This window comes from Marinicellulosiphila megalodicopiae (genome assembly GCF_045862395.1).
GTDB classification, from domain to species: domain Bacteria; phylum Pseudomonadota; class Gammaproteobacteria; order Pseudomonadales; family Natronospirillaceae; genus Marinicellulosiphila; species Marinicellulosiphila megalodicopiae.
Genome location: NZ_AP023087.1, coordinates 3,116,029 through 3,132,989, shown reverse-complemented (window position 1 = coordinate 3,132,989; position 16,961 = coordinate 3,116,029). Strand labels below are relative to the sequence as shown.

At 38.8% G+C, this 16,961-nt stretch carries 11 protein-coding genes; 6 read left to right on the top strand and 5 right to left on the bottom strand.

The window, feature by feature from the left end:
• Positions 1–41: 41 nt before the first annotated feature.
• Together TYM08_RS13515 and TYM08_RS13510 are read right to left on the bottom strand one after the other, a co-directional pair.
• The gene (locus tag TYM08_RS13515; RefSeq protein WP_422379675.1) at positions 42–5,327 is read right to left on the bottom strand and encodes a flagellin; all 5,286 of its coding nucleotides are present in this window, start codon (positions 5,325–5,327) and stop codon (positions 42–44) included.
• A 420-nt stretch (positions 5,328–5,747) separates the two neighbouring features.
• Entirely contained in the window at positions 5,748–6,188 is a 441-nt protein-coding gene (locus tag TYM08_RS13510; protein ID WP_422379674.1) for a cold-shock protein, read from the bottom strand.
• Between the two features lie 247 nt (positions 6,189–6,435).
• On the opposite strand from TYM08_RS13510, the gene TYM08_RS13505 reads away from it, so the two are divergent.
• From TYM08_RS13505 to ung, 4 genes are all read left to right on the top strand, one after another.
• Positions 6,436–6,645: a SlyX family protein gene (locus TYM08_RS13505; RefSeq protein WP_422379673.1), complete on the top strand. Its 210-nt coding sequence runs from the start codon at positions 6,436–6,438 to the stop codon at positions 6,643–6,645.
• A gap of 167 nt (positions 6,646–6,812) precedes the next feature.
• Positions 6,813–8,192: a replicative DNA helicase gene (dnaB, locus tag TYM08_RS13500; protein WP_425325069.1), complete on the top strand. Its 1,380-nt coding sequence runs from the start codon at positions 6,813–6,815 to the stop codon at positions 8,190–8,192.
• On the top strand, positions 8,189–9,277 hold the full coding sequence (gene alr / locus TYM08_RS13495; RefSeq protein WP_422379672.1) for an alanine racemase: 1,089 nt from the start codon (positions 8,189–8,191) through the stop codon (positions 9,275–9,277). Before dnaB ends, alr begins: the two co-directional genes overlap by 4 nt.
• Complete coding sequence (gene ung, locus TYM08_RS13490) at positions 9,270–9,950, top strand: uracil-DNA glycosylase (protein WP_422379671.1); 681 nt, start codon at positions 9,270–9,272, stop codon at positions 9,948–9,950. Before alr ends, ung begins: the two co-directional genes overlap by 8 nt.
• 91 nt (positions 9,951–10,041) lie before the next feature.
• On the opposite strand, the gene TYM08_RS13485 is transcribed toward ung, so the two are convergent.
• The gene (locus tag TYM08_RS13485) at positions 10,042–10,773 is read right to left on the bottom strand and encodes a hypothetical protein (RefSeq protein WP_422379670.1); all 732 of its coding nucleotides are present in this window, start codon (positions 10,771–10,773) and stop codon (positions 10,042–10,044) included.
• Between the two features lie 243 nt (positions 10,774–11,016).
• Between TYM08_RS13485 and TYM08_RS13480 the strand changes: the two genes are divergently transcribed.
• A complete protein-coding gene (locus TYM08_RS13480; RefSeq protein ID WP_422379669.1) occupies positions 11,017–12,426 on the top strand; it encodes a multicopper oxidase family protein in 1,410 nt (469 codons plus the stop codon).
• A 58-nt stretch (positions 12,427–12,484) separates the two neighbouring features.
• On the opposite strand, the gene TYM08_RS13475 is transcribed toward TYM08_RS13480, so the two are convergent.
• Positions 12,485–14,329, bottom strand: coding sequence for a family 43 glycosylhydrolase (locus tag TYM08_RS13475; protein WP_422379668.1), 1,845 nt, complete (start codon positions 14,327–14,329; stop codon positions 12,485–12,487).
• A 549-nt stretch (positions 14,330–14,878) separates the two neighbouring features.
• Between TYM08_RS13475 and ltrA the strand changes: the two genes are divergently transcribed.
• The gene (ltrA, locus tag TYM08_RS13470; protein ID WP_422379593.1) at positions 14,879–16,219 is read left to right on the top strand and encodes a group II intron reverse transcriptase/maturase; all 1,341 of its coding nucleotides are present in this window, start codon (positions 14,879–14,881) and stop codon (positions 16,217–16,219) included.
• Positions 16,220–16,293: 74 nt separating this feature from the next.
• Here ltrA and TYM08_RS13465 read toward each other — a convergent pair whose 3' ends face one another.
• Positions 16,294–16,719 (bottom strand): hypothetical protein, encoded by a 426-nt coding sequence (locus tag TYM08_RS13465; RefSeq protein ID WP_422379667.1) that lies wholly within the window; start codon positions 16,717–16,719, stop codon positions 16,294–16,296.
• Between the last annotated feature and the right edge of the window lie 242 nt (positions 16,720–16,961).

Genomic DNA, 16,961 nt, shown 5'->3' with positions numbered 1-16,961 from the left:
TTTGAAAAAAGTTAAGGCGACTAATGAATCGTATAATCCGATTAACCAAGAAGTGATAATACTTGTTGACCACGTTGGTTCGCCTGAGCAAGAATTGAGATACCTGCTTGTTGAAGAACCTGTGTACGAGACAACTCTGCTGACTCTGTCGCGAAATCCGCATCTCGAATTCGAGAGTTAGAGGCCGTTAAGTTTTCAGAAGTGATCGCTAAGTTACTTACCGTTGTTTCCATGCGGTTTTGCATCGCACCTAAGTTTGCTCGTTCGCTGGCCACTTTTTCAAGTGCGTTATCTAATGCTGAAATTGCCGCATTTGCACCTTCTAGGGTTGATATGTCAATGTCTTTTACGAATTGACCGTCAGTTGCGCCACCGAATTCGCCGGTTTCAAGGCCTAGTTTTTCAATTGCATCGTTGCCGTTTAGACCACCTTTGATATCAATTGACCCAGCTGAACTTAGTTTAATTGTTGAATAAGCTGTCTCATAAGTGTTGTTAGTTGTTTTACTATCATCACCTGTGATATCACCTTCACCAATTCCGTCAACAGATGCATCTAAACCTATTGCCGCACCAAAACCAATGCCTTTATCGTCACCACTACCAGAATTTGATGCCGACTTGTTATCAATTGCAACTGAAAGGTTACGTCCATCTGCTGCCATTAATGAAATAGATACCCCATTATCAGTAGCTGAAACGCCTGTTTGACCTGCTTTGTCATTGATCATGTCAACTGCGGTTCTACGGTCATCTTCTTGATTACCAGTTAGTGTAATAGTGCCTAAATCAACACCATTAATATGGATGTTACCAGCATCACCAGACCCATAGTTGGTTGAGCCCGATGCGTCTCCACCTACAACTGAAGTTGCATTTACTTCAGCAGTCACACCTGTAGCCTCGCTTGATCGATTTATTGCTTCGGCTATTGCAATACCTGACGCACTTTTAACGGAAGTGTCTGCACCATCGAACGACGCGGTGTCGTAAGAGTTTTTAGCAGCAGAAATAGCTACATCGTTTATAACTAAGTCACCAGCTTCTAGGGATTTAACACCTAACTCTTTATCCACAGCTGTACCGTTAACAGCATCTAACCCTAAGTCGTCAGCCGCCGTCCCGCCAATTGCGGAAATACTGCCTGAGTTTGCTGTGTTGTTAGAGCGAATAACTACAGCTCCATCTTCGTTGTAAGCTGTAGCACCTTGAAGATTGGTTGAATCACCTAATTTGTCATTTATTTCATCAACTAATGCATCTGTATCTGCATAAGTGGCTGCATCCAATGTGATTTCTTCTACTTCACCACCATCAACTGAGAATGAAAGTGTATTGTTAATTGAAACTTCATTTTCACCAGCAACTGTAGTGCTATTACCTAATGTTGCATGAGTAGAAGCGTGACTTAATGAATTTGAGCTAACAATCCCGTCCGTACCAGCTGTACGGGAAATAGCACCGCCGCCAGTATTTGCTGATGAAAGATCACTATCTAATGCCCCAGGTGTTGCTACAGCATTACCGGTACCTAACATGGTATCTACGTTTGCATTTGAAACCCCCGAAGTATTGGCAAAGTTATCTAAAGTCATTACTAAGTCAGATTCAGTAGTATCTGATGTAAAAATTAATTTATCAGTACCAAAACCTGTGGTGCCATCTGATGTAACTGTTATGCCTGCCCCTTGTGAGGATAATTGGGAGTTTAAATCATCTATTAATGCTTGTTGAGCATCTGCAAGGCTACCGCCATTACCAGCCTGAGTATAATCACCGCTTAGTGATATTGAGGCGCTAGAAACTTCATCACCATTGAAATCTGCAAGGGATATATCAAATGTAACTGCTCCAGCACTTAAATCTTGGCCAGTACCACCAGATGCTGCCAAATCTATACTAGCAGTATCAGCTGTAGGGTCAATATTCATACCTAGTGCTGCAGATAACCCTGCTGTGGTCGAACCAACAGCTGCCCCATTATACCCTGTGTTTAATTCACCTATTGTTATTTCTGCATCACCGCCGTTATTAGCAACGAATTCAATCCCATCACCTGCTGAATTAGATTGGGCAGTTATTCCCACTCCACTGGCTGTTAATTCATCATTAATATCTGCTAATAATGCATCAACACTCTGGATGTCAGTGGTTAAAGCAATCTCGACTGTTCCATTACCAGACTCCGCACCTGCTAGTGTTAATTCAAAACTCATTGCATCAGCGCCAGCGTTCCCACCAAAATTAGTTGTAGTTGCGTTAAATGCACTTGCAGCTCCACCAATTGATGCTTGAATAGCATCTTGAGCACCGGAATTAATTACAGTAATTGGTTCACTAATTGCTGATCCTGCAATACCCGTACCTCTAGTTTCATTAACGGTAGCCGTTTTTGTGGTAGATGTTACGGATGCAACGCCTGCTTTATATGAGCCCTCTGCAATACCTGAATGTGCAATATTACCATTACCTGTATTGTCCCCACCTGAAATATTTATTTCATTAACGTCGCCATCTGCAACAAGAGTAAAGCCACCTTCAAAAGTATCCGCCCCACCAACTTCCCCATCGCCATCACCTACGACAGTCGAAGTGGCGCTATCCACTGCAGCTGTAGATGCAGCAACTGTAGATTGAGTGCCAAGTACTGAGGTTGCCGCTAATCCAGTAGCAGTTAATGTATCGGTTGAGTTTTCATCTAATTGACGAATTGAAATACCACCGTCTTCGCTGAATGCCTGAACTTTACCATTTAAATTGGTGTTATCAGCTATGGCTGAGTTGATTGCTGTTACTAAAGAATCATTATCGGCATAAGATCCACTTGGATCAGAGCTCTCAGCAATTGTGATTTCTTCAGAAATACCTGCATTCGTTAAGTCAATAGTCATGGTGTTATTTTTGGTCGTTGCAGCTACACCAGTTGCTGATAGAGTAGATGTATTGGCTGCTTGGTCGTTTACAGCAATAGTTTGACCAGCACCATCACTTAAATTTACACCAAAAAGATCATCTATTAGATCAAGTTCTGCAAGTACATCAGCAGCTGCAGCATCATCAGCGTCACTGGTAATAGTTAAGTCTTCGTCAGTTGCATTAACAGCAGTAATATTGATATTAGTACCGTCCCAGTCAGCTACGACCAACCCATTCAAATCACTAGCAGCTAATTGAGTATTTAAATCGTCAACAAAATCATCATATTCAGCATCTGCACCTTGAACTAATGTATTTGCTGCAATCTCAGCAGTTATATCACCCAATGTGATTTTTACAACACCACCAGCAGTCGCTGCGGCATCTGTATCCATAGTAGCGCCAACAATGCTGATTTGTGCTTTTGTGCCTGCAGATGTGTCGTTACTTAACGTTATTGGTGATGCGCCTGTTGCATCTAAATCTACATTACCTTTTACACCAGAACCAGTGCTTGGTGCACCTGATGCAGTGGTAATATCCATACCAAATAATGCGTTAATATCACTATCAGTAATATTTTGAGTTTCTGTTACATCTTCTGATTGGTTGTTACCGTCTCGGAAATTACCTACTGTAATACCACCAGAAAAATTATCGCGCGTTTCAAATGATAATTTCCCTTCATTATTTTGAGCAATTACAGTACTACCAGATTGTGCAGATAAGCTTTCATTAATTGAAGCTACTAATCCATCTAGATCTCGAACACTATCATCAATTGTAATTTTATTGACAGTAACTTCACCGTCACGGTTGGTAGTAGATACATCGAAAGAAATTGAATCATCACGACCATCTGCACGTACTGCATCATTTTCTAAATCAAGAGTTTCACCATCTTGATCAATAGCTTCACCAAAAATACTAGTTGTATCGTTGTTACCAAATGCTGCTCTTGTATTTGCTTCAGAACCATTTTCTAATTTAATGAAACCAGCACCAGACGCATCTTGTGAGAAGGTAAGCTTACCGTCTCCATTGACGCTAGCTGTTACGCCCGATCCAGAAATTTGTGCATTGATATCTTCAACCATATCCAAATATGTTTTAGAGTCTGTATCTGTTGTATCAATGTCGTTACTTGAATAATCTTGATCTAAAACAACATCATAAGAATCCGTTTCTGTTGTCAAAGTAAAACTAACAGCGCCTAACCCTGCTACAGTATTTGCTCCACCACCTGTTGATGTTGCAGTATGAGCTGAAAAGTTTAATGCATCAGTACCTGCATCATCTTCACCTGTATTTATTGTTAAGCCAAATGTTACTGATGCTGCTTCGGTATTTCCAAAATTCAAAGCGGAACTTGGAGAAATAGAATCTAGTGAAGCAGATACTTGCGCTTTAGAACCTGCAGTCGTTTCTGCTAAACCAGTATTTGCCGCAGTCAAATCACCTGAATAATCTAATGTGATGTTTCGACCATCGGACGCCGTTAGAGTCACACCTAATGCATCATCTTCGGTATCAGTTGCCATAACACCAGTTTGTTCAGATACAGCATTAATGGCTGACACTACAGATGCACGAGATGATGCTGCATCGTTTGTGGTGTCAACATTTACTTCAACACCGTTAAGCGTAATTGAACCAGAAGCTGCTTCAGCTACCATAGTTGAACCACCAACAGTATTTTTATCTACTAATGCTTTTACACCCGTTTCGTCAGATTTAGCATTAATTGCAGCTGCTTTAGATATGCTAGAAGCTGCAGCGTTATCATAAGATACAGTGTCGTCGTTTGCTGAAGATGCTCCGATTGCTGAACCGTTGATAATTAAGTCGCCATTTCCTAAAGATTCATCAGTACCTACTGCAGATACACCTGCAGTTTCCCCAACACCTAAAGTATCAGCAGTCATATTAGCAACAGAGAATTCAATACGTTCACCAGCATTTGCACCTACTTGGAATGCGCCTTCAAATGTACCGTCTAATAATTTTTGTCCGTTGAAGTTGGTTTCTTCACCAACACGGGAGATTTCCGCGATTAGCTGTTCCGCTTCCGCTTGAAGTGCTGCTCGGTCACCATCTGAGTTAGTGGCGTTGGCAGACTGAACTGCTAACTCACGTATACGTTGAAGCGAATCGGTCATTGAACCTAATGCACCTTCTGCCGTTTGTGCAAGAGAGATACCGTCACCTGCGTTACGGATGGCTACGTTTAAACCACGTGTTTGGGTTTCAAAACGAGTTGAAATGGCTAAACCGGCTGCGTCGTCTTTTGCTGAGTTAATACGTAAACCTGATGATAAACGTTCTAACGCTGTTGAGTTTGCAGATTGTGATTTATCCAAATTACGTTGCGCCGTTAATGACGCGATATTGGTATTAATAATTTGTGGCATGGTATTGACTCCATTAGACGAGGCAAAAATTTCTAAGTTGATTTTGCGTCGTGAGTTAGTTACATCTAAGTTAACGGCGCCTGTATATAAAACTTTAGATTATTTTCAATTTATTTTTATTTTTTTGTTGACTCTTGTTAACACTATATAAAATCGTACTCTTTTTGGAGTATTAGCAGGATGTAATAATGGATTGATTAATGGTTTCAACAAGCTTGGCATAGCTAAAATGAGTATTTTTATGGGATAGGTAGTTTGTGCGTGAAATCGGTCTAAAAAATTTGTTGCTTGTTGAGTAGATGGCGGGTTTGATTGAAAAAAGGCGGGGGGAGGTGGTTGAGAAGTTGTAATTTGATTTTGCAATGAATTCAATAAGCATAAAAAAGGCAGCGATTGCTGCCTTTTATTAACTGTTTTAACTTAGCTGCTTTTACGCAATATGCTGACGTCTTCGGCTTGTAAGCCTTTGTTGCTTTCTACAACGCCAAATTTAACCGCTTGGCCTTCTTGCAAAGAGCGGTGGCCACGACCTCTGATTGAACGAAAGTGGACAAAAACGTCTTCGCCGCTTTCGCGAGTGACAAATCCAAATCCTTTGCTGACATTGAACCATTTAACGGTTCCCATTTCTCGAAAGTCTTCTTCTGACTCGTCGATTAATGCTTTTGCTGTATATAACGCACTAATAAAAGCAGCAAATGCAATGACTGCACAGATTGCATAAGATGCTGGGCTTAAAATATCCGCAGGGATGATAACGTCTGTTAATAAAGCTTTAACTGCACTGATGGCTATAAACGGAGTAAGTAGTGCGAAAATAGCACTGATCGAGATACGGATGAGGGTGGTTTTAATGTTCATAATTTACCTTAATCTTTGTGTATTACATGTGATGAAAATTTGGCTAATAATCATTGGGTGCGTTAATAATTGAATTGCAACCAATAACCCCACATAATGCCAACATTTTTAGTAATGTCTAGGGTATCAGAGAAAAAAACCAATTCACTTTTCATTTTGAACACGGCTTTGTATGCCTTATTATTAGGGGTGTTTTGAATTTAGTTTGAAGTTTTAAGTCCTAGGTGCATCGGTTAAGAGGTTAATAGTGAATAACATCGAACAAACAGTCATTGATTTACAAACCAAATTGGCGTTTCAAGAAGATACGCTGGATCAGTTAAATGAAGTGGTCAGTCAGCAAGATTTACAAATCAGAAAGTTAGAACATAAAATCGCTTCGTTTTATCAAGAGTTTAAACAGTTGAATCAATCCATGTCAGGCGAAGTAATTGATACTAAACCGCCGCATTATTAAATATTGGTTCATAAAAATGTTGATATATCCTGATTAAATAATGTTTTCAGGTTGAACTCTCTTTTTTAAGGCTGATTGCTTTTTTCAATTTCATTGAAAGCAGTCAGAGTTTTTAAATATTTTTTGCACTATTGACATAAATAGCGCGCTATTTTTAAGGTGACATTTTGAGCGAGTCAGAAGTTGGAACCCATACTTCCATTAAATCCCACCCGTTTTCACTAGAAGCTGAGCAATCTGTGCTGGGCGCGTTGATGCTGGATAATCAATCTTGGGACAAAGTTGCAGAGACGTTAACTCAAGCGATGTTTTATCGAAAAGAGCACCGTTTGATTTTTGAACACATGACGACGCTTACTAATAATTCCATGCCTATAGATGTGATTACTCTAGGTGAGTCTTTAGATCAGTCTGCTCAATTAGATGAAGCCGGTGGCATGGAATATTTAAATGATTTAGCAGAACAGGTTTCCTCATTAAGTAATATTGGTGCGTATTGCGATATTATTTTTGATCGAAGCGTGAAGCGTAAATTAATTGCAGCGGGTACCAAAATTACCGATCAAGCGTTTAATCCTGAGGGCAAAGATGCAGGCACATTAATCGATGATGCGGAGCGTACTGTATTTCAAATTGGTGAAGAGCGTCCTAATGACGGGGGGCCTACTAATATTAACCCGTTATTAGATTCTGCAATCAAACGGATTGATTTATTATTTAAATCGGACACAAGTATTACAGGGCTTTCAACGGGTTTTAGTAAATTAGATGAAAACACCAGTGGATTTCAATCCGGTGATTTAATTATTTTGGCGGCGCGTCCGTCAATGGGTAAAACGGCGTTTGCTTTAAACTTAGTAGAAGCAGCGATTATGAAACGTGAAGAAGAGTGCGCGATTGTGTTTTCTCTTGAGATGCCATCTGAGCAGTTAGTGGCGCGTATGATGTCTTCACTTGGTCGTATCAACGCAGGTCGAATTCGTGATGGTAAATTAGAAGAAGATGAATGGCCAAGACTGACTACTGCAGTGAATTTATTAAAAGACAAAAAATTATTTTTAGATGACACTTCTGGGTTAAGTCCAACTGAAATGCGTTCGCGTATTCGAAGATTGGTGCGTGAACACGGCAAAGTGTCGTTAATTATGATCGATTATCTGCAATTGATGAGTATTAAAGGGTTTACAGAAGGGCGTACCGCTGAAATTTCTGAAATTTCACGCTCCTTAAAAGCCATAGCGAAAGAATTTGAATGTCCTGTTGTGGCCTTGTCGCAGCTTAACCGTGGTGTTGAACAGCGCCCTAACAAACGTCCTGTTAACTCAGATTTACGTGAGTCAGGTGCCATCGAGCAGGATGCGGATTTAATTATGTTTTTGTATCGTGATGAATATTACAACCCTGAATCTGAAGACAAAGGCATTGGTGAAGTGATTATTGGTAAAAACCGTAACGGTGAAGTAGGCAGTTTTAAACTTTCATTTTTGGGTCAATACACTCGCTTTGAAGATTTACCTCCTGGATATTATGGCGAGGACTCTGAATGAGTCGTGGCACGATTGCTCGGATTAACATGGGGGCGGCTAATCATAATTTAGCCGTGATCCAAAAAAATTGTCCGGATGCTAAAATTTGGGCCGTAGTAAAAGCGAACGCCTATGGACACGGTGCGACCAGTTTTGCCCCTAAGTTAAAACATTGTCATGGATTTGCTGTGGCCACTTTAAATGAAGCATTAGCGCTTAGACAATCGGGCATACATAAACCTATTTTATTACTTGAGGGTTGTTTGAATGTCAAACAAACCAAAGTGGCGTTAGAAAATAAATGTTCTTTAGTTTTGCATAATATTGAGCAAATCGAAGACTTAGAAAAACTGACTCAAAATTTAGCTTTTAATCAAATCAGTGATCGAACTATCTGGTTAAAAGTCGATACAGGTATGCATCGATTGGGTTTACCTATTGATCAATTACAAATCAGTTATGATCGTATAACCAAACTTTCATGGGTAAAACAGGTTGGAGTGATGAGTCACTTTTCTTGTGCGGATGATAGTGAAAATACTTTTACAGATTTGCAAATAAAACGTTTAAAGCAAGCGTTACCTTCTGATTGTACCCTTGTTTCGATGGCAAACTCTGCAGGAATTTTTAATTATTCTGAATCTATTTGCGATTGGGTTCGCCCTGGTATTGCGTTGTATGGTGCCTCTGCAATCCTTAATAAAAGTGCTGAATCTTTAGGTTTATTACCTGTTATGGAATTGACTGCACCTATCATTGCAATTAGACAGGTTGAAAAAGGGGAAAGCACCGGTTATGGAAATATTTGGACGGCAACAAAACCAACAAAGATTGCTACGGTAGCCATAGGTTATGGCGATGGGTATCCAAGAACTTGCTTACAAGGCACACCGGTTTTTGTGAATCAAACTCGAGCTGAATTAATTGGTCGTGTTTCAATGGATTTAATTACTATTGATGTCACCGATATTGATGTGAAGTTATACGATACCGTGCAGCTTTGGGGAAAAGACATCAGTGTGGATGAAGTGGCAAGCCATTGCGGCACAATTGGTTACGAGTTATTAACTAGAATTACTTCAAGAGTGCAATATATTTATGAGTGAGTTTTTAAAAGATTTGTTTCCAAAGTTATGGATGGATCAATTGGGTGAACAAACTGTTATTTCGATTTTAAATCCTATTGAGCACTTTTTAAATAATCAAAAAAATAAAACATTATTTCCTGAAAGATCCAAATTATTTCATGCTTTAAATTTAACGGATTTTGAAAATACTAAAATCGTGATTTTAGGTCAGGATCCTTACCATGGAGAAGGCCAAGCGCAAGGCTTGGCTTTTTCAGTGCCTAATGCAGTAAAATTTCCGCCTAGTTTAAAAAATATTTTTAAAGAGTTGGAAAGTGATCTGAATGTCCAAATTCCATTGTCTGGTGATTTAACGGCTTGGGCAAATCAAGGTGTATTGTTATTAAATACAGTGTTAAGTGTTGAAAAAGCGAAGGCGAATTCTCATAAGTCAATTGGCTGGTTAGCATTAACGGATTTAATCATTAAAACCATAAGCGATAAAAAACAGAATGTTGTGTTTGTATTATGGGGTAAACCTGCCCAGCTTAAAGCGCAATTAATTGATGAAAGTAAACACTGTATTGTACAAAGTGTTCATCCCTCGCCGTTGTCATCGTATCGCGGTTTTTTTGGTAGTTGTCCATTTTCTCAATCAAATAAATATTTGGAAAAAACCAACCAGCGGCCTGTTGATTGGTCATTAATATAAACATTGAATGATCTATTAAGCTCACAAGCAAATTTTGCACAGTGACGGATGAACTCAATGGATGCCAATTAATCTAGGTAATTTAATCGACTTAGTTGTTTGTATATGTGGCGTATAATGAATTATTTAAATAAACTTTTGTATCTTTTGTAGAATATTTGATTCTGATTTTGCTCTTATTTGCACCTTCAATAATATCTTCCCCTTCAATGCTTTGTGCTAATGCTTCATAAGGGGTATCTGTATAAAAATTAACTGTGCCGATTGATTTATTATTTACTTTGATTTCAATTTTTGAATATTCTTTAATTATGACTTCATCGGATTTTTCTGTGTAATCAATTTCATAGTAATGTTGGCTAAAAACAAACTGTGTATTAAAGGTAGTGATTTTATAATTACCTTGAGTAATACTAAAATAATCATCGCTACTTGAATAAAATGTTGAATCAAGATCAATATTACCGTTGATGGTGATTAAATCAGCAGAGCTTGAAAATAGACATTCATCAAATTTCATATCCACTAATAAAAAGTTACGATCCGATCGAATAATGTCTTTCTCAATATTTCCATAAATTTCTCCAGTTTCACAATAAGAAGTGTAGTTTTCTTCAACTGAGTCTGGAAAGTCAATTGCGTAATCTTTATACCATGAAAATGAATTATCTTGGGCGGATGCATTATGAAAGCGGGCATTTAAAATCATATCGACATTACTTTCATTGATGGCAATCGTCGCAGCTGAAAATTCAGGCACTTTAAATTTACTACAAGCGCTAACTATTAAAAGGCTAAAACATAGAGGGAAGCGTTTTTTCATTTGAAAATCCGTATTTATTATGTGAATTGAGTGGTTTTTAAAGGTGGGCATTGTAGCAAAAAAATGTGATGTATATCGCCTAAATTGTAATAAATTATACGGTTTGTGTTTTTATTGAGCTTGATGTTCGTTTTGCAAATTAAGAAATGTTTTATGAAATTTTGCAAACCTTACTAACTGTTTGTGGTTACTTGCTATTTGTTTGGTGATAAGGATAATCATTTTTATTTAAAATTGTTATTTATGATCTCTCGTCGAAATTTTCTAAAACACACAAGTTTATTTGCTTCGGGCGCAGCGGGTTCTGCTGTTGCTGTGAGTGCTATTAATTTATCTGCTAAAACCCAGAGCGATCAATATCATTATCATCTGACAGTTAAAGCTGCAAAAGCCAATATTGTAGGTGGTCACATCACGGATATTTTGAGTTATAACGGACATGTTTTTGCACCGATCATTCGAGCAAAACAAGGTGTTCCGGTTCGTATTGATGTCACAAATGAATTAGATGAGCCCACAACTGTGCATTGGCATGGACTTCGAATACCTGTGAATATGGATGGAGTTCCAGGTACTGGGCAAGTGCCCATTGCTCCTGGTGACACCTTTACTTATTATTTTACTCCCCCTGATGCAGGCACGATGTGGTATCACACCCATGAAAATTCCGTTGATCAAATGGGGCGTGGGTTAGTGGGATTGATGCTAGTGGATGAAGCAGAACCTTTAAAAAATGCAGAAAACGAAGTGGTTGAATTTGATCATGATATTCCTGTCATGCTTAAAAACTGGCACCTTAATAAAGACGGCAGTTATTATAAAATCAGCATGAAACGTTATGCAGCAAGACAAGGCACACCTGGTTTAATTTATACTGCAAATGGTCAAACGGATTTTGAATACGATGTAAAAGCTGGGCAAACTGTTCGTCTAAGAATGGTGAATACTTCCAATACACAGATGTATCGTTTAAATGTGGATAAACCGGAGTTGTTTAAACATCACCCTTTAAAAATTGATGTGCTAGATGCCAATCCATTAGATTATGATTTGGCGTTTAAAGATTTTGCCTTGGGTGCTGGCATGCGTATTGATATTTTATTTGTTGTTCCTGATTCTGCTGGGCAAACACTCACTTTTTTAGATCAACACAAGCCGATGTTTAAGTTGAATATTTTAGCCAACGAATCTGAAAAACGAGCAAGCTCGTTGCCTGTTATTCCAAAAAATCCAGTGATTGTTGGTGATTTAGATAAGGCTGAAAAAATAGAAATAGTCTTAGAATGGGCAGCCGCTGATGATAAAAATGGCGATCCATTATTTTGGAATTTAAATACCCAGCAAGGTTTTGCACCAGCATCTTGCAAAACACCCAATCAAATAGCGGATTTTAAATTAGGCAATAGTTATTTGGTCGACATCAGAAATAACACACAATATCCCCATCCTATCCATTTTCATGGGCACACATTTAAAGTGTTAAGTTACGCTAATAAAGACATTCAGCCTTATTTGGCTGACACTGTTATGCTTGAGAAAAATGAAGCAGCGCAAATTTTAATTTATGCGGACAATCCAGGAATGTGGATGTTTCATTGTCATGTGATTGAACATATGGCGATGGGATTGGTGGGATTAGTAAAAGTCAGTTAGACGCTTCTTAAAATCAAAAAAACCTCTCGGTTGAGAGGTTTTTTAACGAATGGGTTAATTAATTTTCTTGAATTGCCCAAAGGGTTGTGCCGTTTGATGAAACAGCAGCAATGGTGATTTCAAAGCGACGACGCGATTCATTCCATTGACGAGAAACCACTCCTTTATATACTAAGCCATTGATAGTTAAATTAATGTAGCGGTTTTTCTCATCATATTGCCATGTACCATTTTGACCATCTAACACTTGGCCATCGACTTGTAATTCAAGAGCAAAACTTGGTTTAACGTTTGCACTTATGTCTTTGCCATGATCGACCATTTGATAGGTGCCTGGCACTTGGGCCTGCACAACCACTTCTAACTCATCTTTTAAGCGTTCAGGTTTTTGACTATCAATTTTGTCAGCATAGCGAAGTGGTGAAACCACTGGCCAAGCATCCTCGTTGAATAAAATTTCATGAATGCGAATCTGATGTAATTCACCTCTGCCTGGAAAACGAGTGTGCATAAATATTAAATATTTATCACGTTGCTCATCATAAATAGTTGAATTGTGCCCAGGAGAGATGTAACCCAAATTGGTGTTGGTAAATTGATGAGCGCCTATGGCTTTTAATCCATATGGCTCAATTGAGGCATCATCAAATAATGGTAAGTCTGGATTAGCCTTAACATTGGCCATATTGACTCCGTTATAATCCAAATAGGGTCCATCAGGGTTTTTTGAGCGGGCAATACGCACGTTGTAACCGCCATCGGCACCTAAACCACCAAAGCTAGAGAATAAATAATAATATTCAGTTTTTTGATTATATTGCACAAACACACCTTCAATTCGAGAGTGATTTCCCCCCATTAAATGTTTGCCGTAGCCATTTTGATTCGGTTTAGGTTTGCCTGTAGCTGGATCCATTTCTAAAATAAAGATCCCGCCAGAATAAGATCCGTAAATCATCCACAGTTTGCCGTTAGCATCAAAGAACGTGTGCGGGTCAACACTGCTTGGGTGTTTGGTCGCATCAAAGATGGTGCCATCTGGACTGATTTCTCCCCACATACCGGATTTTAAGAAAATACCTTGATCACGATAAGGCCCTTCAATGTTATCAGCAATGGCAAGCCCCATTGCTGAGCGTGGTGCGGATAGCGGCGACGCGTTGTAATACATGTAAAATTTATCGTTAATTTTTCGAACATCTAACGCCCACATGCCTTGTTCGCCAGTCCATTCGAACAGTTGGGCTAACTCAACTAATGGATCATCAAATAATGGATTGTTACTGTTCACTCCATCTCTGGAAACATTAGTCCAATTAGTAAGGTCGGTGGTTTTTGACGCAGCTAAATGTGATCCAAATACATAGAACACACCATCAGATTTAATCACAGAGGGATCATGTACGCTGTCGTCGCTAAAAGTAGGCTGAACTAACACATCATTAATTAACAAAGGGTCTATGTTGCTGTAATCATATTGGCATTCGTTTGCCGTGAATAATGATGCATTTTGGTTAATTTCAGAGGTCGAAGTAAACTTAATGTAGTCAATATTTGCTAAGCCTAAATCGCCTGTGGCTTTTAACTCAATAAAGTTTTGACCCGCTTGAATTGTCATTGATGTGCTGGTTGCTTGCCAATTAGTCCAAGCACCAGTTGGTTGGAAATTAACATTGGTGACAAGTTGATTGTTTAAATATAAATCGCCGTTGCGAAGTGGCTCTGCTGCGTATGCATATTGAATTGCGACATCAACCGTCATCGCTTCGTTTGCACTAAACTGCCAAGCAATCACAGCACCTGCATTATTGCGACTATTTGAGTGAACGGCGCCATGCATTTCTTCAATCGTACCTTGCACACCGCAGAATCCTTGCTGGTTTTCGTTAATGGTTAAAGTCACTGGGTCAATACGTACGCCGTTACCGGCAATATATCTAGCAGGTTAAAGTCCTGTCCTAGGAATTACTCATTCACCTAGGTAGCACTGAAAAGCAGTGTTCAAGTAATTGGATGCTGTAAGTTTTTCAAAGGCAAAACCGCAGACCGCAACGCAAGTGAATCTGTTTAGCCTCGTTAACTAAATAAGGACGCTGACTCTCTGTTTTGAAGGGGAAAGCTGTCATCTTTCAATCAAAAATATGATTTCTGATCTGTCTTTTTTTTAGACAGTCACAAACATGTTTAATGAGCATGAACGAAAGAGTCCTTCGGGGTTATAAGAGTGGTATGTGGTGGAAGATACATTGTGCAGGACGGGAGATCCAATAAGGTGATTTTTGCAGAATCAACGGTCATTTATAAGCGAAGAGCGAAATGATGACGGGCTTTATTGGAAGTCAGAGGGGCTAATAGTACCGTTTGAGGGTGAGCGACAACATAACGACACCCAAGGGAAGTGGCTCTACTTTATTCATGTAACCAAAGAGGAAAAGGCTCAGATGATTGCATTATGCTATTAACATCTTCCAGTTTGAAAAAACGAGTCGGTGACCTTCAGAGGAAACTATTTCAAAAAGCCAAACAACAATCCACATTTTGCTTTTATTCAATCTATGACAAGGTTTATCGTTTGGATGTCCTGCAATATGCTTACGAACTTGTTAAGAAAAACAATGGCAAACCTGGTTTAGATCGGGTGACATTTGAAACAATAGAACGAGAAATATCAAAGTGGCGTTACTTAAATATTTTACAATCTAAGCTTAAATTTAATTCCTATCAATCCAGTCCAATTAAACGTGTCGACATACCGAAAGGTAATGGCGAAACTCGTCCGTTGGGTATCCCGAATATTGAAGATCGAATCATCCAAATGGCTGTTAAAATTGTCATTGAACCAATTTTTGAATCGGGCTTCAGTAATAACAGTTACGGATTTCGTCCTAATCGATCGGCTCATCAAGCCATGAACAGTATTACTCAATCGTTAAGATCGGGACATACACAAGTGATTGATGCTGACCTGTCGAAATACTTTGATACCATCGCGCACGTTAAGCTCATGAAGTTAGTATCGCTGAGAGTTTCTGATAAGAAAGTATTAGCGTTATTAAATCAATGGTTAAAGTCGGTGGTGATCAAAGTAGAAAAGAGCGGAAAACAAACGGTTATTGCAGGTGGTAAGAAAAGTAAATTAGGCACACCTCAAGGTGGTGTTATCTCGCCATTATTGGCCAATATCTATCTGGATGTATTGGATAGAATATGGGACAAACACAATTTAGCATTTAAATTAAAAGCGAAAATAGTCCGATACGCTGACGATTTAGTGATTCTTTGTAAAAATGAAACAGATGCATCATATAAAGTGTTAACACAAGTTTTGGGTAAATTAGATTTACAACTTAATGGAGACAAAACTGAAGTGGTAGATTCGCTAAAAGAGAAGTTTAATTTTCTAGGTTTTGAAATTTCAATGGCAAAAAGCAAACAATCAGGAAAAGTATTCCCGATGGTTGAGCCGTCACAGAAATCGATGAAAAAAGTAAGTGAGAAGATTAAATTTTACACTCGAAGAGCGATGAATCCAGTACCGATAAATGAAGTGGTTAGACAATTAAATGCAACAGTCAGAGGCTGGTGCAATTATTTTTATTATGGTTACGGTCATCGAAAAATAAAGAAGATCCGATACTATATGGAAGAAAGTCTGCGACACCAACTAAGGTACAGACACAAGGTGAGAAATAGAGGGGCGAGTTATCATAAATTTCCAAGGCAGTATTTGTACGGTTATTTAGGGTTGTATCAGCCACCAGTAAAACCGCGTTGGAAAGTTGTGCATGCTTGAGAAGAAGGATATCGGAAAGCCGTATGCGGGAGAACCGCACGTACGGTTTGATGAGGGGAGGCTGTCATGTTTTTTTAGATGTGGCTGTCTTCTACTCTATTGATCTGAGTTTCAGTCATCGTTTCTGACTCAGTCATTGTTTCTGATGCTGTCATGGTTTCAGTATCAGTTATTTGAATATCTGTATCTGTGTTCGAATTAGTTTGTGTACTGGTTGTTGCCTGTGTGTCGTTTTGATCATCAGTGATTGTATCGGTTTGTTCAGTATTGGTCTGCGTTTGCGTCGGTGAGCTTGTTACTGTATTCGAATCTGTTTGCGTATTGGTCTGGCTATTGGTTGTTTGCTCTTGATCTGTTTGGGTTTGCGAATTGTTTGATGTGTCGGTTTGAGTATTCATTGAAACATCAGTAATAGTACCATCATTAGTTGATGTTGGTGATTGCACTGTGCAAGATGCAAATAAGCAAAGCCCGAACGTGTAAGGGAGTATTAATTTCATAATTTTCTCACAATGTATTTTAAATTTACTAATATGTTGGTTTTTGTATTTATTGTATTGTTTGTATTTTGTGTTTGTATGTCGAGTAAATAAATTTAAAAAGGGGCTTTTTTCAATAGAAAAAGATAAGAAATGAGAAGTGACGTATTAATTGCACGTTATGAGTTGCTAAAAAGCAGGTTTTGTAGGGGAAGGAAGTTGAATCAATCGCAATGAATCAATCGCAAGAGGTGCAATGGTAA